Below are 25,253 nucleotides of genomic sequence, written 5' to 3'. Positions count from 1 at the left end.
ATTGCCTGAGATTAGATAAAATATTGCTATTGTTATATGCCATCTGATTCAGTCAAGGAAGGACGGGAACTATTACTATAGCTCGCAACTTTTTTTGTATAATTTATGTCGGTTGTTTTAAACAGATATAATCGTCTTTGAAAATAAGATTTGATTTAAAGGATCGTGATAATTTTACATGGGTGTGTATCATGGAAAACTGATACACCAAAATCGAGACTTTTAAGAAAACTCTTTAAAATTTCTTATAAATCTCAGATTAAGGTAATAATTTCATTTATTGTAAGCTCAGTCTCTTCTGGGTCTTCTTCTTGATGTGCTCTCTCTCCTTCTCGTACTCTGGCGTTTGTTATTTCCCGAGTCATATCTTCTACCACTATTTCTATTCCCCTGACTGCCGTACCCGTAGGATGGCCTTCTTCTCTGGTCACGTCTTGGCTTTGCCTCTTCTGCCTGTCCCTCCATGGGGAGTTTTGATATTTCGACGCCTGCTGTTCTCTTTATTCTGTTTATTAGGTACATTTCATCTGGCAGTATTATACTCATCGCGGTACCGTCTTTGCCAAATCTTGCAGTCCTTCCAACTCTGTGTATATATGTTTTATCTTCTCTTGGTAGATCATAATTTATGATGTGTGTAATCTCAGGAATGTCAACTCCCCTTGCTGCAACATCGGTTGCTACAAGAAATCTTTCCCTCCTCCTAAACTTTGAAATGGAATCTTCTCTCTGTTTCTGTGATAGGTCTCCGTGAATCTGAACTGCCTTGAAACCTTCCCTTCTGAGCTTGTCGCTGAGGAATGATGCCCCATGTTTTGTGTTGGAGAAGATTATTGCCTTTTCCGGGTTGTAATCCTGAATATATCTCACAAGAAAATCAAGTTTATCGTGACTTTCAGAAATAATGTAATCATGCTTAATTGTAGAGGGAGTCATATCCTCGTCTTCTCCATTTATGTATTCTGATTCCTTCATGAACTTTGATGCTAGACCCTTTACGTCTCCAGTCATCGTTGCGGAAAATAGGAACATTCTTCTGTCTTTCTTCGTTGAGCTTATTATATCCTCAACATCATCATAGAACCCCATATCCAGCATTAGATCAGCCTCATCTAGTACTACTCTTTCAATGCTAGAGAGGTTCAGGTATCCTCTATCTCTCATATCTTTGATTCTTCCAGGAGTACCAATTATAAATTCTGGCCTGTTCCTTATTTCTTCCGCCTGTCTTGATATTGATGCTCCTCCATAAACTAATGCTCCTTTTAATTTACATCCTGATCCCAGAGATTTAAACACTCCAAAGACCTGGATGGCAAGTTCCCTTGTTGGAACCAGTACTAGATTCATCAGTTTTCCCTTTGGTTCAGTGAGCTGTATCAAAGGTATCAGATAAGCTGCTGTTTTTCCACTTCCAGTTTTGGATTTTACCATGATGGATTTATCATTCAGGGCAACCGGTATTGTCATTGCCTGAATTTCAGTTGGTTCAATAAAATTTATCTTCTTTAATGATTCAAGCAAAGGTTTTTTCAATTCTAACTCTTCAAACGTATTCATTTGTGCACTCTTCTTTTAATACAGATATTTTTCTGTCTTTTTATACCATATCACTTGGTGTTATATTTAGATTAGCAGTCTTCCTTCAGGAAAAATAAGATGGTACACTGTATATACATTAAAAAGCCCATAGTGTGAGAGCGAAAGATTTCCAAGTGGAGTCTATATCTAACAAGAGACCGGCAAAAAAGAATATTCTCAAGTTTTAACCATTCTAAGAATCACTCTTTCCCTTGATATTCTGGCAATAAGTAGAATACAATTTCAAAAACATGAATAATAAACACAGATTACGCTAAAAACACCCATAACCTCATATCAATCTTATAAGCTTTGAAATTTTTAAATTTACAGAATACCGACCAATCTCAGTAAATTAAATAATCAATACATTCATGTCAATATATGAAATTACTGATACTGGCAAAGGTTCCCGATGACATGAAGGAAGTTGCAAGAAAAATGGCAGAATCAATAGGGATGCAGGCAATCTTTGAAGAAGACGGGAATGACTGGAGTGATGTTGAAGCTCTTCTTTCCTTTATCCCAAAACTAAGGACGATGAATTCATATATTTCAAAACTACCAAAACTCAAACTCATTCAAACCCTTTCAGCAGGTGTAGATCTGCTTGATTTCAATCAGATTCCAGATAATATCACAGTATGTAGCAATGCTGGTGCCTTTGCATTGCCCGTTGCAGAACATGCAGTTTCCATGGCTATGGCGCTATCAAAAAATCTTTTATCAAATCACATGAAAATGAAGAATGGAGTGTTTAATCAGAGATCACCGAGCATTAAACTGGAGGGAAAAATGGCTGGAGTACTGGGTTATGGTGGAATAGGAAGAGAGATTGGAAGACTATGTAGAGGAATTGGAATGGAACTACAGGTAATCTCAAGAAAACTTGTAAGTGAAAATGTCTCTTTTTCGGGCAATCTGGATTCGCTTGACAGGGTGCTTCAAAGCTCAGACTTTGTATTCATAAGCCTTCCACTGAACAGATACACGAAAAATCTTATAACCAGTGATAAACTCAAAAAAATGAAAAAAGACGCTATTCTTGTAAACGTCGCAAGAGCTGCCATAATAAACGAACAAGACCTATATAATCACCTCAGGGAAAATCCAGAATTTAAGGCTGGTATTGACGTATGGTGGCAGGAGCCAATAACAACAGGAGAATACGAAATGAAATATCCATTTCTAGACCTGCCTAATGTCATTGGTTCACCTCATAACTCAGGAATAGTTCCGGATATTGACATCAATGCGTTTATGAGTGCACTCAAGAACGTAGAATTATGGATGAAGACCGGAAAACCCCATAATGTCGTTAGAAGAGAGGATTACACATAAGATTGATAAACCTTAAGTCTTAATCAGTTATTTTGTCTCATGATCCTACTGGAAGTAACTTACTACCCCGTTGGGGATGGAACATCGGCAGCTAAATACGTCAAAGCAGCAGTAAATGCGCTTAAGGAAACTGGCTTGAACGTCATTCCAGGTAGCATGTCAACTGTCATAGAAGGAAATACTCTGGATGAACTCTTTAGTGCCATAGAGAAAGGTGAGGAAAAAATAATCTCAATGGGTATTAAAAGGGTTGAAACAATAATAAAAATAGATCACAGGCTTGACAGTGAAAACTCAGCAGAAAAGAAACTCAGAGAAATTTCCTGAACGGTGCTCCGTAACTATTTTAATCAAATCGGGAACTAAAATATATCATATTTATGTCTGACTTTGTTTATACGAAAAATCAAAACAAAATTCATTAATACATACTGACATATGGTAAATAATGTTCAGCGATCATGTCCAGTCAACGGAAAAAATAAGGCTAGATAGGGATCAGAAGGAAGGCCTTTGGGACGCATTTTTTCAGGAATACCATTATTATGACAAAATAACAGAGTTGAGCTCCCATTATCCCGAACAGCGCAGTCTTTTCATATCCTACGAGGATATAGATGAATTCGATGTCGATTTCGCAACCTATGTTCTACAGAATTCTGAGGAGGCAATTGAGATAGCCATATCAAGGGTCAGGAAATTCATCTCCAATTCAGGCTGGAACTATCTCATTAAGGATTCAAATTCTATAATCATAAACATAAGATTGTATAATCTGCCTGAGCACCTTGGGATAGATATTAGGAACATACGAAGCATGAATGTTGGAAAGCTTCTGAGTATCACTGGAATTATAAGAAAAAATACAGAAGTTATTCCAAGACTTTACAACGCAGCATTTCAATGTTCTCTGTGTGGATCAAGAACTTTTGTACTGCAAAACAGGGGAAAGCTTGAGGAACCTGAAAGGTGCTCCAATGAGGAATGCCACGGAGAGAAACCAAAGGCGAGGTTTTCATTAATAATCGAAGATTCCCAGTTCATTGATACGGAAAAGATAGAACTTCAGGAAAATCCAGAAACAATAAATGGAGGTGCTCAACCACTGAGACTTACCGTTATAGTTGAAGATGATCTTTCAGGTAAACTATTCCCTGGGGATAGAGTTACAATGGATGGGATATTAAGAGCAGAGCAAAAAATCTATTCAGGTAACCTTCTGACTGAGTTCAATATATTTCTTTACGCAATAAACTTTAGAAAAACCACAAAAGAACTGGAGGAAATTAAAATCAGTGATGCGGAGGAAGAGAGCATAAGGGAGCTCTCAAGGGATCCTAAAATCATAGACAAGCTCGCGGACTCCATAGCACCAACAATCTATGGTCTTGATAATATTAAGAAAACTCTAGTTCTGCAGATGTTTGGGGGGGTCAGGAAATTCATGAAGGACGGCACAATAATAAGAGGTGATATACACATACTGATGGTCGGTGATCCAGGAACTGCAAAATCACAGCTTTTAAGGTATATGTCTGAAATATCACCAAGAGGTGTTATGGCAATTGGAAAGGGTTCCAGTGCAGCCGGACTGACTGCCGCCGCAGTGAGGGATGAATTTGGCGAAGGTAGATGGACACTGGAGGCAGGAGCACTTGTTCTGGCTGATAACGGATTCGTGTCCATAGATGAACTTGATAAGATGGATGAAAGAGATACTTCCGCCATGCATGAAGCAATGGAACAGCAAACTGTAACTATCTCAAAAGCAGGAATCATGGCAACACTTAAATCAAGGTGTTCTGTTCTGGCAGCAGCAAATCCAAAAAATGGAAGATTTGATGCTGAGGAGGATTTCATGAAGCAGTTAGATTTCCCACTCCCACTCATTTCAAGGTTCGATGTTATCTTCAAGCTTATAGACAATCCTGATCAGGAAAGGGACAAGAACCTTGCAGATCACGTTCTGGAGGTTCACAGACTTGGAGAAATTTTCAAGAGTATGGAAATGAATAATGTTGAGGACGGTAGCATTGGTGATAACGAAAGAAAATATGAACCACCAATTCCAAGGGAGATGCTGAGAAAATATGTCGCTTACGCAAAGGGACATATAATCCCAAGACTTACAGACGAGGCAATGGAATATCTGAGTCAGGAGTATGTTCTTACAAGAAACACAGGTCACCAGATAGGTAAATACAAGTCCGTTCCTATAACTGCAAGACAGCTGGAGTCAACCATAAGGCTCGCTGAGGCGGCAGCAAAGGCAAGATTATCCGAATTTGTTTCAATCGACGATGCTATGCTTGCGAAGAGAATAGTGGATTCATACCTCAAGGATGTGGCAAGCGATGATGAAGGAGTAGACATAGATCTTCTGATGACTGGTACCAGTGCAAGGCAGAGATCAGATCTTGAAATAATTTATGAGATAATAGCTGATTTGAAGGGTTCTGATGGAAGCCTTGTAAAGGAACAGGATATTCTGAGATCAGCAATGGAAAGAGGTATCCCAAGGGAAAAGTTTGCAAAATCACTGGAGAGGGCAAGAGAAACAGGCTATCTCTACAGCCCAGGACCTGGATATATAGACAGGGTGTGATAAATTGAAGGCTTACAGGGCGAAACTAACACAGATAAGGGATGAAATACTTTTAAGTGCAGCGGATGAGGATCTCATAGGAAAGGAGCTAAGGGAAGGCATTCTTCACATTGACGTGAAGGAATCATTCTACGGTTCTACAAAGGTAACAGAAAAATTTCTGGCCGAAAGCATGAACATGTGCACAATAGGAAACTTTGTGGGTAAAAACACGGTGGAACTTGCAATAAAATGCAGGATTGTTGAAAGGGGAAACATAATCACAATTTCAGGAGTACCACATGCACAGTTCGCTAAAATGATAAGGTGATGATCTGGAAAAGGAGGTCATGGTCAGGGAGATATTCAAATCGATCAGTACGAAATATGATTTTATCGACTCTTTGATGAGTTTTGGTATGGACAGGCGATGGAGAAAATTCGTGATAGATCTTCTGGACATCAGGCCTGGAATGCATGTGGAGGATATCGGTGCAGGATCGGGGAAGGTCACGGAGGAGATGCTGAGCAGAATACCTGATCTTATGATAGATGCAGTAGACCTAACAAAGGAAATGTTTCCAGGTCCAAAAAGAAATGTAAATTTCACTGTTGCATCAGCAGAGAAATTACCATTTGAGGATGAAAAGTTTGATAGGTGTGTTTCATGTTTTCTTACAAGAAATATTCCAACCCTGCAGAATTATCTGGACGAATCCTACAGAACACTGAAGCCTGGAGGTATATTCTGCAACATGGATATATTCGATCCTGGAAAAAGCTTTATCGCACCTGCTTTTAGAATATATTTTTACAGGTTAGTGCCACCAGTAATGAACAGGGTGTCCCACACAGAGGCATATACATACCTTGCAAATTCAGTTAAAAATTTTGTCACACCAATTCAGTTCTCACAGATGATGAAGAAATCTGGATACAGGAATGTGGAGACTTTCAGATTAGGAGCTGGTTCTGTGTACATACACAGAGGTATAAAGGATTAATCGGAATTAGAAATTAGTAAGGTTTTTAAATTTTATATCACAGAATAATATTAATTATATCGAATTATAAGCATTAATGTATAAATATGAACATTACATTACTGTATTATGTACGAAATAGCAAAGGAGGAAATAATACCAAGAAAATGGTATAATATAGCCCCTGATCTTCCAGAACCACTTTCACCGCCAAGAGATCACGATACTGAGAAATCATCAATAGACCTTCTAAACAGGATACTGCCAAAGGAGATACTCAGGCAGGAATTCACGTCAAGCAGATATGAGAATATACCGGATGAGGTTATAGAGCAGTATTTACAGATTGGAAGACCCACACCTCTTGTTAGGGCATTAAACATGGAAAAGTTGCTTAATTTCAGGGGGAAAATATTCTTCAAAAATGAAGGAGCTACTGCCACAGGTTCTCACAAGATAAATACCGCACTCCCACAGGCCTATTATGCAGGAAAGGAGGGTGTGGAGGAAGTTGTGACAGAAACAGGTGCAGGTCAGTGGGGAACAGCCACTGCCCTTGCAGCCACCCTGAACAGAATCAGATCTACTATCTTCATGGTAAGGGTGAGTTATGATCAGAAACCGTTGAGAAAGAAGATCATAAAACTCTATGGTGGAAATACATATGCAAGTCCAAGTAATCTGACAGAATACGGAAGGAAGGTTCTTTCTGAAAATCCAGAACATCCCGGAACTCTGGGTATTGCAATCAGTGAGGCTGTGCAGTATGCTCTGGATCATGATCTGAAATATATGATGGGGAGTGTGGAAAATTCCGTAATAACACATCAGAGTGTGATCGGGCAGGAAACAAAAAAGCAGCTGGAGGCAATAGGAGAAAAGGTTGATACACTCATTGGCTGTGTTGGTGGAGGAAGTAACTTTTCAGGCTTCACATTTCCATTTGTTGGAAGCGATACAGAAATGATTGCAACTGCTGCAAGTGAGGTTCCGAAGTTCAGTAAGGGTGATTACAAATATGATCTCATAGACACAGCAGGTATAATGCCAGAATTAAAAATGCTGTCACTTGGAGCTGATTTTGTTCCACCATCCATCTATGCAGGAGGGTTGAGATATCACGGCGCAGCTCCTGCTTTATCACTTCTGATAAAAAATGGGAGAATCAAGACAGATGAGGTTACAGAAGAGAGAAGCATGCAGGCAATGGAATTGTTTGCAAGAACCCAGGGTATAGTACCAGCACCAGAATCATCGCACGCAATTGCAACTGTTATTGATTACTGCAGGAACCCTGAAAATCAAGGAAAAACTGTGGTATTTAATCTCAGCGGACATGGGTTGCTCGATCTTTCCATAATAAGGGATTAGGATGAAACTGGCACTGTATTTTACATTTCCATATCCCGATAGGGAAACATTTCAGAAATTCTTCGACCGTTCCCTCAAGCACAGATATGACTATCTGGAACTGGGGATACCAACAGACCACCCTTATTATGACGGCCCAGTGATCAGAAAGACCCATAGCAGGGCTAAGGCAAACTATTCTGAGGATATGTTAAGAAAAACAGTAGAAACTGCCACATCAAAGGGAATAAAAGTTTACACTCTTGTTTACTACAATCACTTCATAGGGAAGGAAAGGGAATTTCTTGGAAATCTGAAATCAATGGGATTCAGTGGAGCCATAATCCCTGATCTGCTGACTGATTACTTTCCGGAAAGGAACAGTCTAATCGAAAAAATGGACTATTCTGGTCTTTCACTTATTCCATTTTTTACCTCTTCCACTCCTGATATGGTAATCAGGGACATTGCATCCAGGACAAATGACTGGATCTATCACGGTTTACAGCCGTCAACTGGAATAAGAGTTCCTGTTAGTATTGATCTTATGGTAAAAAGAATTAAAGAACTGTGCCCTGGACGTGAGCTGATATTTGGATTCGGAATTAACAGCTTAGAGGAGATCAGTGAACTTGGCAAATCTGGTGCAGACGGTATAGCAGTTGGTTCAAGTCTTGTTCCATTTATGGAAACAGGGGACATGGCTGGTTTTGACTCAAAAGTAAATATGCTGGAGGAGGGTCTCAATGGTATCTGAAACCGTAATGAAGATAATAGAAGGAAGTCAAATAGATGAAAGCGAGATGGAAGAGTTACCTGCCTATCTCTGCAGAGAAGAAATAAATGATTCAGAAAGGGCTGCATTTCTTTCTGCAATCCATGTTAGGGGTGAAAATTTGAATGAGATATCTGGATTCTCTAAGGGACTTAGAAAACTTGCATCCGTTGGTGAATATTCAGGTTGCACTGATATTGTTGGAACTGGGGGAGACATGAAGGGAACCATAAATGTAAGCACTGCAGCATCCATAGTATGCAGTTCACTTGGAATAGTCATGGGAAAACATGGAAACAGAAGCATAACTGGAAAGTCTGGAGGAGCAGATTTCATGGAAAGGGCAGGGTATAATTTTACAAGAAATGAAAATGAAATAAGGGCAGATTTAGCATCAAAAAATTTCGTGTTTCTTCTCGCCTCATTTTATAATGATGCATTCAAAAAATTCTCTCCAGTTCGAAAAAAGTTAGGTCACAGAACAATTTTTAATCTCATGGGGCCACTGACCAATCCCCTGAATCCTGGAAGAATAGTAATAGGCTGCACGGAACCACAGATAATTGATATTTTTTCAAACGTCATCAAAATGCAAAACAGGAAGGGCATAATAGTAATGGGTAACGACGGAATGGATGAAATTTCATTCAAGGGAAAGTCAACTCTATCATTTGTTGATAATAACATAAAGAGGAAGGAGATAGAAGCCAGTGAAATAACAGAGGGAAAAATAGATGAAGACGAGGTCACAGGTGAGAACAAAAATGAGATTTTTGTGAAAACACTTGCTGGTCTGAACGGCAAAAACGAGTCAGCAGCAAAATTCATAGCTCTCAATGCAGCCCCGTGTCTAATACTGAATGGCATTTCAAGGGACATGAATGAAGGATATAGAATGGCATACAGGAGCATAAAGAATGGTTATGCCATAGAAAAGCTCAATGAGATAACAGGTGGGAAGGTAAAGGAGGCGATATCATCTGTTTTTTAAAATATGTGGGGTCACAAACATTGAAGACGCAAAAATTGCCAGTGACTCCGGGGCTACCATAATAGGAGTTGTTCTTTCGGATCTATCACCCAGAAAGGGATCAATGGAACTGGTGAAGGAACTAAAGGAATATGGAATGAACGTTGCCTCAGTTTATACAGATCTGGAAGCATCATTGAAATATGACTCAGGAGAAGATTATGCTCAACTGCACTTTCCAAACTCCGCTCAGGATATGGAAAAAGTAAGAGAGGATGGAAGAAAGATAATCTCAGTTATTGATGTCGATCGAGAGGTAATAGAATCAGACACAATGAGGGAAAGATCACATAATGCAGATCTTGTACTTCTTGAAAGCAGGAGTGGCATAGTAGATAAGATGAGTGATATAGAATCCTTCTTAAATAAGAAGGTCGGTGTTGCGGGAAAAATAAATATAGAAAACTTAAGAAAAATTATGGATTACCATCCAGGATTTATAGACGCAAGCAGTGGGCTCGAAGCATATCCTGGCAAAAAAGATGCTTCTAAGATCAGGAACTTTTTCAGGGAGGCTGGATATGGAAAGTGAAATCTTAGAAATAGTGGAGGATCTTAAAAAGAATAACAGAAACTTCGCGTATTTCTGTAAGTTCACTGATGATCAGAGAATAACAGGAGAGGAAACCCTGATCACCGGTACAGATGTGATTGAAGCCAGTGACACATCAATTTTTAGTAAAATACAAACAGAAACACCCATCATTCTTTCGTTCTCTCTTGTAAACAGTATATTTAAATCGAAGGCAAAGGAAGGTCTGTTCCCGCCAGTATTAATGCTGAATCCTGAGGGAACGTTAAAAGGCAGGTACACAAGGTCTGCAACAGCAGTCCACTCACCTATGAAGGAAAATGTGAAGGATCATGAAATGGAAGAAAAAATAATAGCAGCAAGAGAAAGGATAAGAAATGGCGAAGCACTTCAGGTTGTCGTATCAAGGGATTTCGGGCCATTTTCACTTGATCCTTTGGATATGGTTAGAACATTCCTGAGAACTGATAGATCATTATATGTATATTATTTCAAATTCAATGAATATGAAATATTTGGAAGTTCTCCGGAAAATCTTATAACCAGAGATAGGACAGATCTCATGATAGAACCTATTGCTGGTACCCGAAGGATTTCCATCGATGAATCAGAAAATGAGGAGATTGCAAAGGATCTACTATCAGACCAAAAAGAACTTCTGGAACACAGAATGCTTGTGGACCTTGCCAGAAATGATCTTGGGAAAATTTCAGATTACGGTACAGTTCACGTGGAAAGATCAATGGAAATAAGGCAATTTTCATCAGTAATGCATATAGTTAGCCAGGTTAGATCTAAGCTGAGAAGGGATATTGAAAATAGCGAAATAATAAATGCAGTTTTTCCAGCAGGCACAGTTAGTGGAGCGCCAAAGGACAGGGCCATAAGGATCATCAATGATCTTGAAACATCACCAAGGGGTCCATATGCAGGTTGTGTAGGCTTGATTGAGCCAGAAAAAATGGACATGGCATTGACAATACGAACAATATATGGGAATGGAAATGGATATTTCGTCAGATCAGGGGCAGGAATAGTAAAGGATTCAGATCCGGAAAGAGAAGTAGATGAGATAAGAATGAAATCATATTCAGCAGTTGGGGGTAAGTTAAATGAAGATATTGTTAATTGATAACTACGATTCATTTGTGTATAATATAGAACAGCTTTTAGGGGAACTTGGTACCAGTGTGAAGGTGGTGAAGAATGATGAACTTCGTAAAATAAGAGCAGATGAATATGATCGTATTGTTATTTCTCCGGGACCCGGAAGCCCTTCGATTCATGAAGACAGAGGAGATCTTGACACATTCCTCACAGGGTTAAAGAATTCAAAGGTTCTTGGTATTTGCTTTGGGCATCAGGTTATAGCATATAATAAAGGTTCAGTCATTGAAAGAATGAATCGCCAATTTCACGGAGAGGTTGACACAATGATTCACGGTGATTCCCCTCTATACAGTGGCATACCTGAGAAATTCAAGGCAATCAGGTATCATTCACTCACAGTGCGTCAATCTCCAGAAATAATACCTGACTGCATCTCTCAATCGGATGGTAGTATCATGGGATTTCATACTCCAGATATGAAAAGATTTGGGGTACAGTTCCATCCTGAAAGTTTCTATTCTGAGTATGGAAGGAAACTATTTGAGAATTTCTTGAGGGATTGAATTGAATGTAGTTGAACAGATTTATAGAAAAAACGAAAAGCGTAATCACGTAAGTGAGGATATGAGATCAAGGAAGCCGATCTCGATGAAGAATGTGCTTGGGGCAAAGGGAAAAAAACTGATAATCGAATATAAGAGAGAATCACCTTCAGGTTTTTACGGCCCGTCATTCTCCAGTCCTGAAAAATTCGGGGATTACGTTAAGGATTACGCCGATGCGTTCAGCGTTCTTACCGAGCCTGATCATTTCGCAGGCAACTTTACTGATGGGTTAAGCCTTCAGAAATTCGAAAAGCCTATTCTGATGAAGGATTTCATAGATAGAGAAGAAATGATAGAAACCTCATACAATTGTGGTTTCGATGCCATATTACTAATTGCCGACTTTCTTCCTGCTTCAAGGATGGAGGAACTGACAGGATATGCGGAAAGCATGCACATGGATGTACTTGCTGAATTCCATGACAGAGAGATTTTTGATAGGATACCTCAGGGGAAAAATGTAATATGTGGTTATAACAGAAGAAATCTTAGAACACTGAAGATGGAAGGAAACGAAGATCAGGTAGTTGAACTAATGGCAGGGCACGAAGTGAAGGTTCTTGAAAGCGGACTTGATAGGAGTAACTATAGGAGATTGCTCAAAATGCCATTCGATGGATATCTTATAGGTTCATCAGTTTTAAAAGAACCAAAATTTGTTATAGAAATTAAAAAAGAAGGAAGTGATTACGATGATGAAAGAAATGAATAATGTTAGAGAACTCTTTCCAAAGGGAAGCCTGAGATTTATTGCAGGTCCATGTGCCGTGGAAAGTAGAGACCAGATGATGGAAACGGCTAAATTCCTGTCCACACTTGGTGTTAAGATACTGCGAGGAGGGGCGTTCAAGCCCAGAACTTCTCCAGATTCATTCCAGGGACTTGCTGAAACAGGATTGAAACTCATGAGGGATGCAGCAGATAAATACAATATGCTTGTGGTCACTGAGGTAATGGGAAACGATGAACTGGAACTTGTCAGTGATTATGCAGATATACTCCAGATAGGGAGCAGAAACTGTCAGAATTTTTCTCTTTTGAAGGATGTGGCAAAACAGCCAAAACCAGTGCTTCTGAAAAGAGGATTTGGAAACACAGTTGAAGAATTTTATCAGGCTTCAAGATATCTAAGTGCTGGTGGAAATGAAGATATAATTCTCGTTGAGAGGGGAATCAGGACATTCGAGAATTCTACAAGATTCACCCTGGATATTTCAGCTATTCCAGTACTCAGGAAAAAGGTGAAATTCCCCATAGTGGTTGATCCAAGCCATCCAGCAGGAAGAAGAGAATACGTTGAGCCACTTGCCCTGGCAGCAGTAGCAGCCGGAGCAGATGGACTGATGGTTGAAACTCATCCAAGACCAGAAGAGGCAATGAGTGATAAGGAGCAGCAACTCAACTTCAGGGAATTTTCCACACTGTATGAAAAGGCAATGAAAATTAAGGCTCTGAATCTATGAACTTCTTCATTAGAACGTATGACAGAGCATTGGCAAATTTTTTTCATACTAGAAATATCATTACTTTAAAAATACAGTTAACTACTGATATGTACCTGTAAACTATTAGAAAATCATCATGGATTTTTTCTCGTGAGGTAATCTCTCACTGTTTTTTTCATGGCTCTTCTCAAGGTTTCTGATAGGGATGATGTAGAAACACCCAGCACCTTAGCAATCTCCGTTAGTGATGAGGCCCTGTCATTCTCAAAATAGCCAAGATCATAGCACATCTTAAGCACACTCAATTCTCTTTCAGACATCTCATTTCTCTGCTCGTCAGGTTCTTCAACTATTTTTGGGTTTAACTGATCTGCTTCAAGCTGTTTCATTAACTTTTTTAATGAAACCCTGTTCTCAACTAGGATTCTGAAGAGTATTTTTCTTGAATCCACAGATTTGCTTGAAACCATTACCGCCTCACTCAGGGCGAGTGCCCTGCATGCAGAACAGCTTTTTCCATATATCCACAACTTTCCGGGGCCAGTTTTTGCAACCTTTTTGGAAAGAGAGTTGATTATTTTCATATCTTCATCGGTGAATGTATCCTTCTCAACAAGATGCAGGGTTTCATCGACTTCTATCTTGAGTCTTGTTACCGATTTAACCCCCTTCATTTTCATTATTGCCTGAGTAATCTTGCAGTCATCCCGTTCAAGCTCGATAACTGCTTCGATTGGATATTTTTCCGTCATTCAGATCATAATAAAACTAAGGTTATTTATTCTTATCAATGTTTATTCGTGTATTTCTAAATAGTTTTTCATAATGAATCATTAGTTTTCTTATTATACCATAATACACTTTTAAATCCATGAACTCTCAAAAGATGGACATTTTAAAGAGACCAAAGACCAAGATTGTTGCTACATATGGTCCTGCATGTTCTGAAGAAAATATTATGGAACGTATGATAGAATACGGGGTGACATGTTTCAGACTCAACACAGCTCACAGTACTAAGGAGGAACTTCAGAATCTGGTAAATTTCAGGGATAAAATGGCCAGAGAAAGAAAAATGTATGTGAGTATAATGGTTGATCTAAAGGGCCCTGAATTGAGGGCTCTGCTGAACGGTGACACATTAGCAATTTTGTCAGGGAAGGAATACACTCTGGGGCAGCAGGAGGAAAAAGCTGATATCCACATAGCTGTTGACGATGTTGTTAAATCACTGAAGAAAGGTGATGAAGTTCTGTTCATGGACGGAAAGATACGAACGACTGTCATTCAGGAGGGTAATAGAATATGTAAATTGAGTTCATCTGTTGACGGCATATTGAAAAATAATGGAAGGATGAACATTCCTGGAAGGTACATTCCCATGGGTATTTTACAGGAAAGGGACAGAGAATATCTGAAAATGTCAGTGGAGAAAAACGTTGAATACATTGCGCTTTCATTCGTCCAGAATCGCAATGAAATAGACATGGTTCACGACATGATTGGGAAGATGGGCGGAAATATCCACCTTGTGGCAAAAATTGAAACAAAACAGGCCATGGATAATATTGAAGGTATAGTAAAGGCAACAGATGCCATAATGGTGGCAAGGGGTGACCTTGGTGTAGAGATGCCTGTCCATGAGGTAACAGTAAGCCAGAAGTACATAATGCAAAAAGCCCATTCAAACGGTATTCCCATAATAGTGGCAACACAGATGCTCGAAAGCATGGTTTCCAGTGAATCACCAACCAGGGCAGAAATATCAGATGTAACAAATGCCATACTTGATAATACTGACGCTCTCATGCTTTCCGAGGAGACCGCAATAGGTTCTTTCCCACTTGAAGCTGTGAAAGTGTTGAGTGACACTTCACTTTATGTGGAATCATTCTACCATAATTTTGAAGAACCAAGTGAATTCACTGGAAGCAGGGTTACCTTTTCAGTAGCAAAGTCCACGAAGATTCTTTCTGATCAGATAAATGCACATCACATTGTGGCATGCACAAGGGGTGGAAACACGGCCAGAATGGTATCATCAATGAGACCATCCTCTAGAATATTATCAGTAACACCGTCAAGATTAGTGGCATCCAGAACCAATCTCTATCGGGGTGTGTTTCCATATGTCATTGAAAACTTCAAGGAGGATATCTCTGTAAAGGATGTTCTAAATGCACTGGTAGGGGATGGAATGATCCTTAAAGGAGAAAGAATAGTTGTAACATCTGGTCACCCTGATCACCTATTTGCAGGCACTGCACAGGTCAGCGTTCTCACAGCAGGAACACTTGTTGCCAGGGGATATGCACTGGGAAAGAACATATCCGGAAAAATTAACAGCGGGAAAGGAAGTATTTACATGGGAAACTGTGAAAAAATTTCTGATGATAAATTTGATTACAGCTTTTATGAAGCCTTCATAATAACAGGCAATCCAATAAGATCAGTAATTCAAAAAATTGAAAAAGCAGGAAAAACATGCATATACAGTACAATAGTATTGAATGACGTCAAAGACGGAGATGATGTGTTCATTGATTCCGATATTGGTTTTGTCTATGCATGAAATTATTTCAAAAGCTTAATTTTTACAGAATACCTTTAAATAATATCTGAAATTACGTATAACTTATTCCGGTGATACCATGGAAAATGGAGACTTTGTAAAAATTAAATTTGAAATGAGAGTCGGGTCAGATAAACAACTTGTTGCAACGAGCGATGAAGCACTAGCAAAAGAAAATAATATTTATGATCCGGATCAAAAGTATGGAGAGGGAGTTCTTGTAGTTGGATCTGAAGATTTGTTTAAGGAAATAAATGACAGTCTTCTAAGTTCAAAGATAGGAGAAGAGCATGAAGTGGAGATAAAGGCAGAGAACGCCTATGGCATGAGGGATTCAAAGAATCTAAAAGTGCATACCATGTCAGAATTCAAGAGAAATAATATAGATCCTGTGCCGGGAGCAGAAGTAAGAATAAATAACAAGAGAGGTAGGATACTTTCAGTAAGCCCCGGAAGAGTTGTTGTTGATTACAATCACCCATGGGCAGGAAAGGATGTTTTCTACAAATATTCACTGGTTGAGAAACTGGATGGGAAGAAGGACATACTTAAAGGAATAATAGATCTCAACTTCTCAAGAGGATCAGATAAGTTTGTGATCGAAGAAAGAGAAAACGATCTGGAAATCACAGTTCCAGAAGACATGAAATTCAACATAGAGTGGTTTGATGCAAAGTACAGGGTAGTAGAAGCCACAAGAAAATATCTTAAGGATCTGGTTCTTTACATAACGGAAAAGTATGAACCAGTGAAGGAAGAAGTAAAGGAAGACGATAAACAGGAAATACCAGCTAAGGAAGAAACAGCAGACAAAGAAAACGAGAAAAACGTCAGTGCACAATGATACTGAACAGGGATCAGGTTTCCATCGTACTGGTGGAACCAGAGGTTCAGGGTAATATTGGCGCTGCTGCCAGATCTATGAAAAACACTTTTTTCAAAAATCTTATAGTTGTTGGAACATCATTTTTTGACGACGATGCCTTTGCAAGGGCAAAAGAAGCATCCGACATTCTTGGAAGCGCGGAATATTATTCTGATTTAAAGGAAGTAAGGGAAAACTTTGATGTTCTTGTTGGGACATCTGCAGTTTCATCCGAGAATATGAGAGATTACAGAAGAATACCAATGAAACCATCTGTATTCTGGTCAGATCATTACAGGAACGAGAAGAAGACAGGAATTGTAATTGGAAGGGAGGGGGACGGCCTGAAAAATTCTGAACTGGAGCTTTGTGACTTTTTCATTACCATACCTGGAAATCCCGATTATCCAGTTTATAATCTATCCCACGCACTTACGCTTATCCTTTATGAGTCAATGTTAAACGAGGAAGTTGACTACCCTGAGAAAGACAGAGCATCAAGGGAGGAGATTGAAATTTTGCTGGAAAATATCAATAAAATAATGGGCAAGGTTAATTTCCCCGCTCACAAGATACCTAATACAATGGTGATGTTCAGGCGTCTCATATCTAGATCAGATATGGCAAGGAGTGAATTCTATAGAATAATGGGTATAATGAGAAAAATAGAAATCGCATCAAGAGATATGAGAAACGAAAAAGATGGTTCTTCGTGAAAATCTTTATTAATTCTTGGGCATTCAGGTTTATATTCCGATGGTCAAAATGAGTATACAAGCAGAAAGAAAAACAAGTCCTAAAATTATGGAAACGGTTGAAACCCTTCTTAAATTGTCAAGGGAAAACCAGTCACCTTTATGGAGAGACATTGCAAAGAGGCTCTCTGAGACAAGGCAAAATTATGCAGATCTAAACGTGGGCAAGATATCTAAAATGTGCAAGGATGGAGACATAGTCGTTGTGCCAGGCAAGGTTCTTGGAAGCGGGTATATGGAGAAGAAATTAAAGATCTCAGCTCTTGATGTCAGTGAGAAAGCAATGAAGAAGATCAAGGACTCTGGGTCTGAATTTGTTTTCCTGGCTGATCTGGCAAAGGAAAATCCTGAACCCAAGAATTTAAAAATAATGAGGTAAGATAATGATATACGTAGATGCGGATAACGCAGTTTATGGCAGGCTTTCAACCATTCTGGCAAAAAAGCTGCTGGAAGGAGAATCAGTTACAATAGTGAATGCAGCAAAGGTAGCTGTGACGGGGGGAAGAGATGCAGTACTGGGGAAGTTCAGGAGCAGAAGGGATATAGGAAGTGTCAGGAAGGGACCTTATTATCCAAGAAATCCAAAGGCTATTCTCAAGAGGTCCATTGGTGATATGCTTCCAAAAGATAAGGCTAAGGGAAAAGAGGCACTGAAAAGATGCATTGTATACGATGGAGTACCACCCGAACTGAAGGATAAGCAATTCGAGAAATTCGAAAAGGCTCAGAACAACAGGGTAAGCGGTTTTGTGACCCTTACAGAAGTAGCAAAAATAATGGGAAAGGAGGTAAAGGTAATTGAGTGAAGAAATAGTTATAACAACTGGAAAAAGAAAAACAGCTACGGCGAGGGCATATACAAAGAGTGGAACTGGAAAATTCAGGATAAATGACTATCCAGTAGAACTATACCCAGTGGCGCTGCTTAGAGAAAAACTGATGGAACCAATAGCTCTTATAGGTGAAAGGTCTGGTTCAATCGATGTCGATATTTCAGTAAGTGGAGGAGGCTTAACAGGACAGGTAGATGCTGCAAGAACAGCTATGGCTAAAGGAATTGTAAAGTTCCTGAAGGACAACACAGTTGAGGAAATATACAGACAATATGACAGAACAATAATGGTTAATGATATTAGAAGAAAACTGCCAAAGAAGCCCATGGGAAGAGGGGCCAGAGCCAAAAGACAGAAGTCTTACAGGTGATCTGAATGATAATACCTGTAAGATGTTTCAGCTGTGGAAGAGTTATAGGTTCCGATTACAGAAGGTTCGAGGCTGAATTAAACCAGATAAGGGCAAGGAACAGAGAACCAACTCCAGATGAAATTTCTGCAATAATGGACAAACTAGGGCTTGAAAGATACTGTTGCAGAAGAATGGTTCTATCGCACATTGAACTTATAGACGAAATAATGCCTTTTTCATAAGGCATGTACTTTTTTGGGACCGTGGGGTAGCTTGGTATCCTACTAGCTTGGGGTGTTAGTGACTTGAGTTCAAATCTCAACGGTCCCATTACCAATACAGTTTAGATTCTATTTTCATTGGCATTTTCATGATTAGAGTTTATATACTAATGTGAGTCATTCCCGGATATACCGATATTTGAATAATATTTCATTGCCACTTATTCGAATCAACCCCACTCAGGAAACATATAAGGTCTACCCGAGTACGCAATGAAGGAGTATATCCTCTTCATTTTATTTTTGCTTGAGGAAGCAGCAACATCTAGGTGACTATAATATATATGGTTGCGTGAGTGGTTAGTTAATCACTAACCTAGAAGGGCACCCAATGAAAACCTTATATTCCATTATTTACTCATTAAGGGAAGACAGTGGATGAGAGTAAAGTAAAGACTTTAGCCGGCTTTCTAAAATGGAATGGCTTAAGCCGAAAAGAGATAACTAAGGGGGATATATCTAACCGCATAAAAGCACAAAAACTCGTATATTTTGGCAGAGTCCTTGGAATACCATTGGATTATGATTTTGACCTATACGTTTATGGACCCTATTCTTCAGCGCTGTCTCATGACTATTTTGAAATGGGAGAAAGAGAGTGGGCAAGGGGGGAAATCGTGATCCCTGAAGGAATTTCTGCTATCCTTATTGCTCTCAAAGAAAAAGACGACTTTTTTTTGGAGATTGCAGCAACATTACATTCTATAAGAACTTCTAATCCAGATGCCTCTGAGGAGGATGTTATTAACGCAGTATCTAACATTAAATCCGAAAGACTTATGGAGAAAAAGGCTTCGATTGATTATGTCAAAAACACATTCAATGAAATAAAAAATCTGAGATTAATCTGAAGCGCAGCGCTTATTATGGCGAATCAAATAAAATCTATAGATGCTAACATACTCATTGATTATTTTCTGTTAGATAACATTGACAAAGACCAAAAAGAAGGAGTAAGGAAATTATTTCACCCTTCAAACTTAGGAGATGTGAAGATAAAGATTTTTGTTTATACCCTTGGAGAAGTTTTCAAAAGACTCTTAGTAGAGAGAGATGGGAACCATGTCCAACTGGATGATAAAAGGATACAGAAGCGTATTGAAGAAGTACAGGGCTTCATTAGCAAGGGTTTTATATCAATTATAAGGATGGAGGATGTTTCAAAAAATTTTTTTGCCCATTACCAGAAAATTTATGAACTTGACGGATTCATAGGAACAGGAGATAAGATGGCACTTGCGGCCTTCTGCGAAGACAGTGATTCTAAAATTTTTTACTCTCGTGATACAAAAGTATTAAAGAGCACTAAAGTCATTAGTTATATAACTTTAAATGCCGTAAAAAAGAAAATAGAAGAGTTGTAGTGGTTAAAGGTTCTAATTACTACTGAACACATATCAATTCATATTTAAGACGGGAGCTTTATAACTGCCTCGTCTCCACTGGGACATCTCTGCACGAGCTTCCATCTCTTATTGAGATACGTCTCCAGTTTCCCCTCAGGTATAGTCTTATGCTTATTGCCGTTATTAAGGATATCCGCTTTCTTATCACTGAATATCTTTTTCAGCCTTTCCTGAAGGTGGTTCATCTCGAGAACCACGAGTTCATTCTTCTCTTTGTCTTACAGCTTGACCTTATAAAACATCTCGAATAACATTAGGCCATCCTTTTCATATCACTCGCTATGTTTGCCAGAAGACTGACGGAAACTTCTTCTTTCATGTCGTTTTTTTCAGTCTTGATAAACTTTAACGCCTTAGCATAGGAATGCCTCATATCTTCTATCATGTCATCGGGCAACCTTTCCTTATTCAGTGTGTACCTGCGTTCTATATCCCCAACATGCCACATGAAAAACCGCCGGCAATCCATAAGAATAAGGTCCTTCGATTCTGCAATGTGATATTTCATTGCGCAATGCGAATTTATATATAGCGATTAGTGTTGAGCCTGCATTCAGCTTTAACTTTATCTTATACTAATAAACGTCTTGGAAAAAAGACTGTGATTTCCATAAAACTACTCTCAGAATAGAGTCCTTTCACTCTAAGTATATTAATCAAAAATTAAATTAAATGTATTATTATATTACTTATATATGAGTTCCTAAACATGGCAGACATCATAAGGAAATCGTTAGCTGAACTGGTTGGTACATACATCTTCGTGCTTTTTGGGCCAGGTAGTGTCGTGGCTTTCATTGCGGCTTTCAATCAAACACTAAATCCATCTACGCTGTTCTATCTTGCAATCACATTTGGATTAGGGATTTCAGTAGGTATTATGGCAGTTGCAAATATTTCAGGAGGCCATGTAAATCCTGCAGTCACCATAGCCATGTTCTTTGCTGGACGCTTTCCAGGAAAATATGTATTTCAGTATATAATTGCTCAGTTGATAGGGGCTGTAATGGCATCTGCAACAGTCGGATTATTATTCGGCTATAACGTTGCAAACAGCGTTCAGTTTGGAGCAACAATACCGGGTATCAGAGGACCATGGGTCGCCTTTGCAGGGGAATTCATAATGACATTCTTTTTCCTGTGGACCATAATGGGAGTAACATCCAGAACTAATAATACGGCAATTATAGCAATTGTAATTGGAATATATGTTTCAATCATGATATTCATGCTGGCAACCATCAGTGGAGGTTCTATCAACCCCGCAAGATCATTTGGACCTGCAGTACTTTCAGGGATATTGTTAAAGGGCCAGTATTATCAGTGGATATACTGGATAGCACCAGTTCTGGGAGGAATACTGGGGGCTCTTTCATACAAGTTCATGTATAAAGAAAGGGGTAAAATTCACTACAGTCCGGATCAGCCTATTTCCAGCTGAAAAGGAGGAGGGAATTGGGATAACTAAATTACATTTGAGACACATATATCATCTATTTTCTTTAAATATAAACATGATATAATCCGTTGCGTGGGTAAATACGGTCAGTGAAACATTCCTCAATTTGTACAGGTTTCTGAGATCAAATCTGAACAGGTATTACCTCTATGCTGAAACTTTGCTAATTGTTTTCATAATTCTTAGCTCTCTGGATATTGCAAATGGATATTTCCATTATATCAGCATTGATATAAACTTAAAGAATGTGAGTTTCGGTGCATTTGAGCCTATCTATAAACTTGGTTATCTCGGTATGTTTATTATAATAGCCTTTGGTCCACTACCAGATGATATTCTTGTACCATTCTATGGATATCTTGCATTTGTTGGCCTTTTCAATGTTTATGCTACGCTTTTTGTTTCTGTTCTGGCAATGCTCTTTGTCTCCCTGATTGAATATCTCAGTGGGAGATTTGCAGGAAGGGAACTTCTACTGAAAGCGCTATCAAAGATCAAGATTAGGGAAAAAGACATCAACAAGGCAGATGACTGGATAGCGACACATGGAACATTTTCAATTTTTATTTCAACATTTATCCCTTATGGAAAGGTTCTTTTTGCCCTTGGAGCAGGAATATTAAAAATGAAATTTTCCAACTTCACAATTTCCATAACCAGTGGATATCTAATCAGATTCATATTTCTTATTTACATAGGATATGGTAGTTTCAGGATTCTTACTTCCCTATTCTCCCCATTAGACAATATTTACTTTGTTTATCTTGACATTTTTTCTGTTCTATCCTTTGTAATAATCTACATGCAGAGAGGCACTTTGAGAAGAGAAAAGCAGAGTGCTATCCTCAAATAAAGTGATGAGTATAATTTAAATTAAAAAATGTGAGTTCTGAAATATGTAGTTACAGAGAGTATAAACTCCATTTTTATATTTTCTGCCAATGGGTAAAAGAGGAAAATGCGCTATGCAATATCTTTTTACCTGATTTCCTTCCTTCTGGGGAGCATGTACCACAGATGATCCAGCCATTTTAACTGCTCCTGAGTTAGGTCTTCCGCCTGAGTAGATTTCAGGCTACCATCCAGCTGTTCAGCCTTGCTAGCCCCTATAATTGCTGAGGTAATACCGGGTTGTTGGGTTACCCAGTGCACAGCGGTGCTAACCGGATCCAGATCCTGTTCTCTGCACCATTTAAGGTACTCTTCCACAGCATCAAATGTAGCGTTTTGCCAGTACCGTTCCTGATATAAATCACCAGCATTGTTTCCAAGGGCAAACCTTGTGCCACTCTCTGGCTTAGATCCTTTCCTGTAACGTCCTGTGAGCATTCCGCCAGCCAGTGGGTTGAAACTTATTATCCCTGCCCCCTCATCAAGAGCCATTGGAACTATATCGTCTTCAATCATTCTGAATAACAGATTATATCTCGGCTGAATACTAACCACCTTTGCGAAATTCCTTTTTTCGGCAATACCGTTTGCCTTTGCAACCTGCCAGGATCTCCAGTTTGAGACACCCACATATCTAATTTTTCCCTGATGAACAAGATCATCAAAGGCTCCCATCATCTCTTCGATGGGAGTCATGGGATCAAAATTATGAATCTGATACAGGTCAAGATAATCTGTGCCCAGTCGCTCAAGAGTTTTGTCAATCGCACTGATTATATGCTTTCTGCTCATTCCCATGTCATTAGGTCCTGGACCTGTTGGCATGAAGCATTTAGAGGCTATTACAAGTTCATCTCTTTTTCCCTTTATCCACTCACCAATAATTGATTCGGTCTTACCTGCGTCTTTAAAGTCCTTTCCCAGAGGATAAGCGTCCGCTGTATCAATAAAATTAATCCCAGCTTCATAGGCCTTATCGAGAATCTGAAAAGAAGTTTTCCTGTCGCTCTGATTTCCAAAGGTCATCGTTCCAAGACAGAGTTCAGTTACCCTCAATCCAGTTTTTCCAAGATTCCGTATTTTCATAACAGCACCATTTATCTATTTTAGCAGTCTATATAAGGATATTCTATGAATTTAAACATCCTCTGTTCTACCCATAGCGTAGCGATGAACCATGGATGTATAAGCTAAAGTAATCTTTTTAATTGAGAATATGTAATATTACAATCGATGAAACTAATTTATAATAAGTATTTAATACGAGCAAAACTAATTAATAATAAAATAGACTGTGATATTCATGGTAAACTGTCCAGTATGCTACAATTCATTTGATAAGGGGGACTATAAGGGACTTTCTGAACACATGATCTCAGAGGCATCAGAAAGCAATTATGAGCACGTGTCATGGTTAAATAGAAACATTTCAAAAGATAGGTTAGGTGGTGATGAACTTGAAAAGAAGATTTCAAGATTCTATTCCCTGGAGAGTAAGGGGATAAAAAGATGGATTATAGATAACTTTGTTTTAAATTTTAGAGGGGAAAATCCACATCCATTTATCCTGGGCATGCAGAAATATGATGAGAATCTACTGAAGGGTTATGCTGTTGAGCATCATCACTTTCTAAAACAGTGGATCAAATCCTGTGCATATGTAATCGCTAAAAGTGATTTTGATGATATACATGACTATGAAATGGAAAACATTATGACAGAAATGCAGGGTTTCGGGAACAGGGAACCCTCACACCATGAACTCCTGATAAGGATGGGAATTTCTTTGGGTCTTAGAAGAGAGGAAATTTTAAATTCCACACCACTAGAAACCACAATGAGAGCCATTAGAACATGGGAAAAAATAGCAGAGAAAAAAACATGGATCGAAATCATGGCAGCAATGCACTCACTTGAACTGGTTGCAAACAGGGATCTTAACAGATACGGAGCAAAATACCCATATTTCAATCCAGAGATTTTAAAAGATATGGGAGTAAAGCAGGAAGTTAAAAATTTTCTAAGGGAAGGATATGAGGCAGATGTTTCTCATTCCTACGTTGCACTGGACATTATAGAAAAATATGCGGAGAAAGAAAATCTCGAGGATATACAGTCGGCCTACCTGAATTCAGCAAGAGTTTTTGGAGAATATATGGAGGCCAGAATAGAAAGAGGTGAGATGTATAAAAACAAACAATGAAAAAGGATGCGCATTATGTGATGCTACATGGGGAGAATACTACAGGGAAATCGAGGGAGAGAATATGTTCTTCTGTTGCAATATATGCGCAGATATATTTGAAAACATGGTTAATGAGGTAAAGAAAAGAACCGGTTGGAGTCATATTGATTATATTCAACTGGTTGGGAACTACAGTAAAGGTAGAGAATGCGAGGCAAGATCAGATAAAAGCGTTTACAAATATTATTTCAGGACCTATGGTGACGGCAGAATGATGACTTTTGAGGATCGAAATTAAAGCTCTATAAAAATCCT

General features: G+C 38.8%; 31 protein-coding genes and 1 tRNA gene. 27 read left to right on the top strand and 5 right to left on the bottom strand.

All coding sequences use genetic code 11. The features are described 5' to 3' along the window. Positions 1-288: 288 nt before the first annotated feature. Complete coding sequence (locus CSP5_RS07090; RefSeq protein ID WP_021790094.1) at positions 289-1,560, bottom strand: DEAD/DEAH box helicase; 1,272 nt, start codon at positions 1,558-1,560, stop codon at positions 289-291. Positions 1,561-1,965: 405 nt separating this feature from the next. Between CSP5_RS07090 and CSP5_RS07085 the strand changes: the two genes are divergently transcribed. The 13 genes from CSP5_RS07085 (at position 1,966) to aroF (ending at position 13,354) form a co-directional block, all read left to right on the top strand. Further along, a complete protein-coding gene (locus tag CSP5_RS07085) occupies positions 1,966-2,922 on the top strand; it encodes a 2-hydroxyacid dehydrogenase (protein ID WP_077076514.1) in 957 nt (318 codons plus the stop codon). 39 nt (positions 2,923-2,961) lie between these two features. Next, positions 2,962-3,249 (top strand): MTH1187 family thiamine-binding protein, encoded by a 288-nt coding sequence (locus CSP5_RS07080; protein ID WP_021790092.1) that lies wholly within the window; start codon positions 2,962-2,964, stop codon positions 3,247-3,249. A gap of 121 nt (positions 3,250-3,370) precedes the next feature. Further along, positions 3,371-5,527: a minichromosome maintenance protein MCM gene (locus CSP5_RS07075; protein WP_021790091.1), complete on the top strand. Its 2,157-nt coding sequence runs from the start codon at positions 3,371-3,373 to the stop codon at positions 5,525-5,527. 4 nt (positions 5,528-5,531) lie between these two features. Next, positions 5,532-5,837: a DUF424 domain-containing protein gene (locus CSP5_RS07070; RefSeq protein ID WP_021790090.1), complete on the top strand. Its 306-nt coding sequence runs from the start codon at positions 5,532-5,534 to the stop codon at positions 5,835-5,837. A gap of 19 nt (positions 5,838-5,856) precedes the next feature. Beyond that, positions 5,857-6,510: a ubiquinone/menaquinone biosynthesis methyltransferase gene (locus CSP5_RS07065; protein WP_021790089.1), complete on the top strand. Its 654-nt coding sequence runs from the start codon at positions 5,857-5,859 to the stop codon at positions 6,508-6,510. Between the two features lie 108 nt (positions 6,511-6,618). Continuing rightward, the gene (locus tag CSP5_RS07060) at positions 6,619-7,860 is read left to right on the top strand and encodes a TrpB-like pyridoxal phosphate-dependent enzyme (RefSeq protein WP_021790088.1); all 1,242 of its coding nucleotides are present in this window, start codon (positions 6,619-6,621) and stop codon (positions 7,858-7,860) included. Between the two features lies 1 nt (position 7,861). After that, a complete protein-coding gene (locus tag CSP5_RS07055; protein ID WP_021790087.1) occupies positions 7,862-8,596 on the top strand; it encodes a tryptophan synthase subunit alpha in 735 nt (244 codons plus the stop codon). Continuing rightward, positions 8,586-9,605 carry an anthranilate phosphoribosyltransferase gene (gene trpD, locus CSP5_RS07050; protein ID WP_148689986.1) on the top strand — a complete coding sequence of 340 codons (1,020 nt, stop codon included), beginning with the start codon at positions 8,586-8,588 and terminating at the stop codon, positions 9,603-9,605. Before CSP5_RS07055 ends, trpD begins: the two co-directional genes overlap by 11 nt. Then, entirely contained in the window at positions 9,595-10,176 is a 582-nt protein-coding gene (locus CSP5_RS07045; RefSeq protein WP_148689985.1) for a phosphoribosylanthranilate isomerase, read from the top strand. Before trpD ends, CSP5_RS07045 begins: the two co-directional genes overlap by 11 nt. Then, complete coding sequence (locus CSP5_RS07040) at positions 10,166-11,308, top strand: anthranilate synthase component I family protein (RefSeq protein ID WP_172399434.1); 1,143 nt, start codon at positions 10,166-10,168, stop codon at positions 11,306-11,308. The genes CSP5_RS07045 and CSP5_RS07040 overlap by 11 nt, the downstream gene beginning before the upstream one ends. Further along, positions 11,289-11,849 (top strand): anthranilate synthase component II, encoded by a 561-nt coding sequence (locus CSP5_RS07035; RefSeq protein WP_021790083.1) that lies wholly within the window; start codon positions 11,289-11,291, stop codon positions 11,847-11,849. The genes CSP5_RS07040 and CSP5_RS07035 overlap by 20 nt, the downstream gene beginning before the upstream one ends. A 1-nt stretch (position 11,850) precedes the next feature. Next, the gene (locus CSP5_RS07030) at positions 11,851-12,603 is read left to right on the top strand and encodes a beta/alpha barrel domain-containing protein (protein ID WP_021790082.1); all 753 of its coding nucleotides are present in this window, start codon (positions 11,851-11,853) and stop codon (positions 12,601-12,603) included. Continuing rightward, entirely contained in the window at positions 12,584-13,354 is a 771-nt protein-coding gene (aroF, locus tag CSP5_RS07025) for a 3-deoxy-7-phosphoheptulonate synthase (protein ID WP_145983982.1), read from the top strand. The genes CSP5_RS07030 and aroF overlap by 20 nt, the downstream gene beginning before the upstream one ends. A gap of 116 nt (positions 13,355-13,470) precedes the next feature. Here the strand turns inward: aroF and CSP5_RS07020 are convergent, their stop codons facing one another. Continuing rightward, positions 13,471-14,088 carry a helix-turn-helix domain-containing protein gene (locus CSP5_RS07020; protein ID WP_021790080.1) on the bottom strand — a complete coding sequence of 206 codons (618 nt, stop codon included), beginning with the start codon at positions 14,086-14,088 and terminating at the stop codon, positions 13,471-13,473. Between the two features lie 134 nt (positions 14,089-14,222). On the opposite strand from CSP5_RS07020, the gene pyk reads away from it, so the two are divergent. From pyk to CSP5_RS06970, 10 genes are all read left to right on the top strand, one after another. Further along, positions 14,223-15,908, top strand: coding sequence for a pyruvate kinase (gene pyk / locus CSP5_RS07015; protein ID WP_077076513.1), 1,686 nt, complete (start codon positions 14,223-14,225; stop codon positions 15,906-15,908). 79 nt (positions 15,909-15,987) lie between these two features. After that, a complete protein-coding gene (locus CSP5_RS07010; protein WP_021790078.1) occupies positions 15,988-16,752 on the top strand; it encodes an FKBP-type peptidyl-prolyl cis-trans isomerase in 765 nt (254 codons plus the stop codon). Next, positions 16,749-17,489 (top strand): RNA methyltransferase, encoded by a 741-nt coding sequence (locus CSP5_RS07005; protein ID WP_021790077.1) that lies wholly within the window; start codon positions 16,749-16,751, stop codon positions 17,487-17,489. The genes CSP5_RS07010 and CSP5_RS07005 overlap by 4 nt, the downstream gene beginning before the upstream one ends. Positions 17,490-17,538: 49 nt before the next feature. After that, positions 17,539-17,907: a 50S ribosomal protein L18e gene (locus CSP5_RS07000; RefSeq protein WP_077076874.1), complete on the top strand. Its 369-nt coding sequence runs from the start codon at positions 17,539-17,541 to the stop codon at positions 17,905-17,907. Between the two features lie 4 nt (positions 17,908-17,911). Next, positions 17,912-18,337, top strand: coding sequence for a 50S ribosomal protein L13 (locus CSP5_RS06995; RefSeq protein WP_021790075.1), 426 nt, complete (start codon positions 17,912-17,914; stop codon positions 18,335-18,337). Then, a complete protein-coding gene (locus tag CSP5_RS06990) occupies positions 18,330-18,734 on the top strand; it encodes a 30S ribosomal protein S9 (protein WP_021790074.1) in 405 nt (134 codons plus the stop codon). Before CSP5_RS06995 ends, CSP5_RS06990 begins: the two co-directional genes overlap by 8 nt. Positions 18,735-18,739: 5 nt before the next feature. Next, on the top strand, positions 18,740-18,958 hold the full coding sequence (locus tag CSP5_RS06985) for a DNA-directed RNA polymerase subunit N (protein WP_021790073.1): 219 nt from the start codon (positions 18,740-18,742) through the stop codon (positions 18,956-18,958). A gap of 15 nt (positions 18,959-18,973) precedes the next feature. Further along, positions 18,974-19,046, top strand: a tRNA-Pro gene (locus tag CSP5_RS06980). A 325-nt stretch (positions 19,047-19,371) separates the two neighbouring features. Next, a complete protein-coding gene (locus CSP5_RS06975; protein ID WP_021788819.1) occupies positions 19,372-19,848 on the top strand; it encodes a hypothetical protein in 477 nt (158 codons plus the stop codon). Positions 19,849-19,863: 15 nt separating this feature from the next. Then, entirely contained in the window at positions 19,864-20,361 is a 498-nt protein-coding gene (locus tag CSP5_RS06970) for a hypothetical protein (RefSeq protein WP_021788820.1), read from the top strand. Positions 20,362-20,405: 44 nt separating this feature from the next. Here the strand turns inward: CSP5_RS06970 and CSP5_RS06965 are convergent, their stop codons facing one another. Both CSP5_RS06965 and CSP5_RS06960 read right to left on the bottom strand, forming a co-directional pair. Then, positions 20,406-20,588 carry a hypothetical protein gene (locus CSP5_RS06965; protein ID WP_021788821.1) on the bottom strand — a complete coding sequence of 61 codons (183 nt, stop codon included), beginning with the start codon at positions 20,586-20,588 and terminating at the stop codon, positions 20,406-20,408. Between the two features lie 68 nt (positions 20,589-20,656). Then, positions 20,657-20,851, bottom strand: a complete 195-nt coding sequence (locus CSP5_RS06960) for a hypothetical protein (protein WP_021788822.1) — start codon at positions 20,849-20,851, stop codon at positions 20,657-20,659. Between the two features lie 261 nt (positions 20,852-21,112). On the opposite strand from CSP5_RS06960, the gene CSP5_RS06955 reads away from it, so the two are divergent. Together CSP5_RS06955 and CSP5_RS06950 are read left to right on the top strand one after the other, a co-directional pair. Beyond that, complete coding sequence (locus CSP5_RS06955; protein WP_021788823.1) at positions 21,113-21,844, top strand: MIP/aquaporin family protein; 732 nt, start codon at positions 21,113-21,115, stop codon at positions 21,842-21,844. Between the two features lie 124 nt (positions 21,845-21,968). After that, positions 21,969-22,715: a DedA family protein gene (locus CSP5_RS06950; RefSeq protein WP_021788824.1), complete on the top strand. Its 747-nt coding sequence runs from the start codon at positions 21,969-21,971 to the stop codon at positions 22,713-22,715. 125 nt (positions 22,716-22,840) lie between these two features. Here CSP5_RS06950 and CSP5_RS06945 read toward each other — a convergent pair whose 3' ends face one another. Then, positions 22,841-23,839, bottom strand: coding sequence for an aldo/keto reductase (locus tag CSP5_RS06945; protein ID WP_077076512.1), 999 nt, complete (start codon positions 23,837-23,839; stop codon positions 22,841-22,843). A gap of 217 nt (positions 23,840-24,056) precedes the next feature. On the opposite strand from CSP5_RS06945, the gene CSP5_RS06940 reads away from it, so the two are divergent. Together CSP5_RS06940 and CSP5_RS06935 are read left to right on the top strand one after the other, a co-directional pair. After that, the gene (locus CSP5_RS06940; protein WP_148689983.1) at positions 24,057-24,956 is read left to right on the top strand and encodes a thiaminase II/PqqC family protein; all 900 of its coding nucleotides are present in this window, start codon (positions 24,057-24,059) and stop codon (positions 24,954-24,956) included. Then, positions 24,931-25,236, top strand: coding sequence for a TA0938 family protein (locus CSP5_RS06935; protein WP_021788827.1), 306 nt, complete (start codon positions 24,931-24,933; stop codon positions 25,234-25,236). The genes CSP5_RS06940 and CSP5_RS06935 overlap by 26 nt, the downstream gene beginning before the upstream one ends. Positions 25,237-25,253: the final 17 nt, after the last annotated feature.

Source organism: Cuniculiplasma divulgatum (assembly GCF_900083515.1).
Classification (GTDB): Archaea; Thermoplasmatota; Thermoplasmata; order Thermoplasmatales; family Thermoplasmataceae; genus Cuniculiplasma; species Cuniculiplasma divulgatum.
The sequence above is the reverse complement of the archived record's forward strand: the minus strand, read 5'-3'. Positions and strand labels throughout refer to the sequence as shown.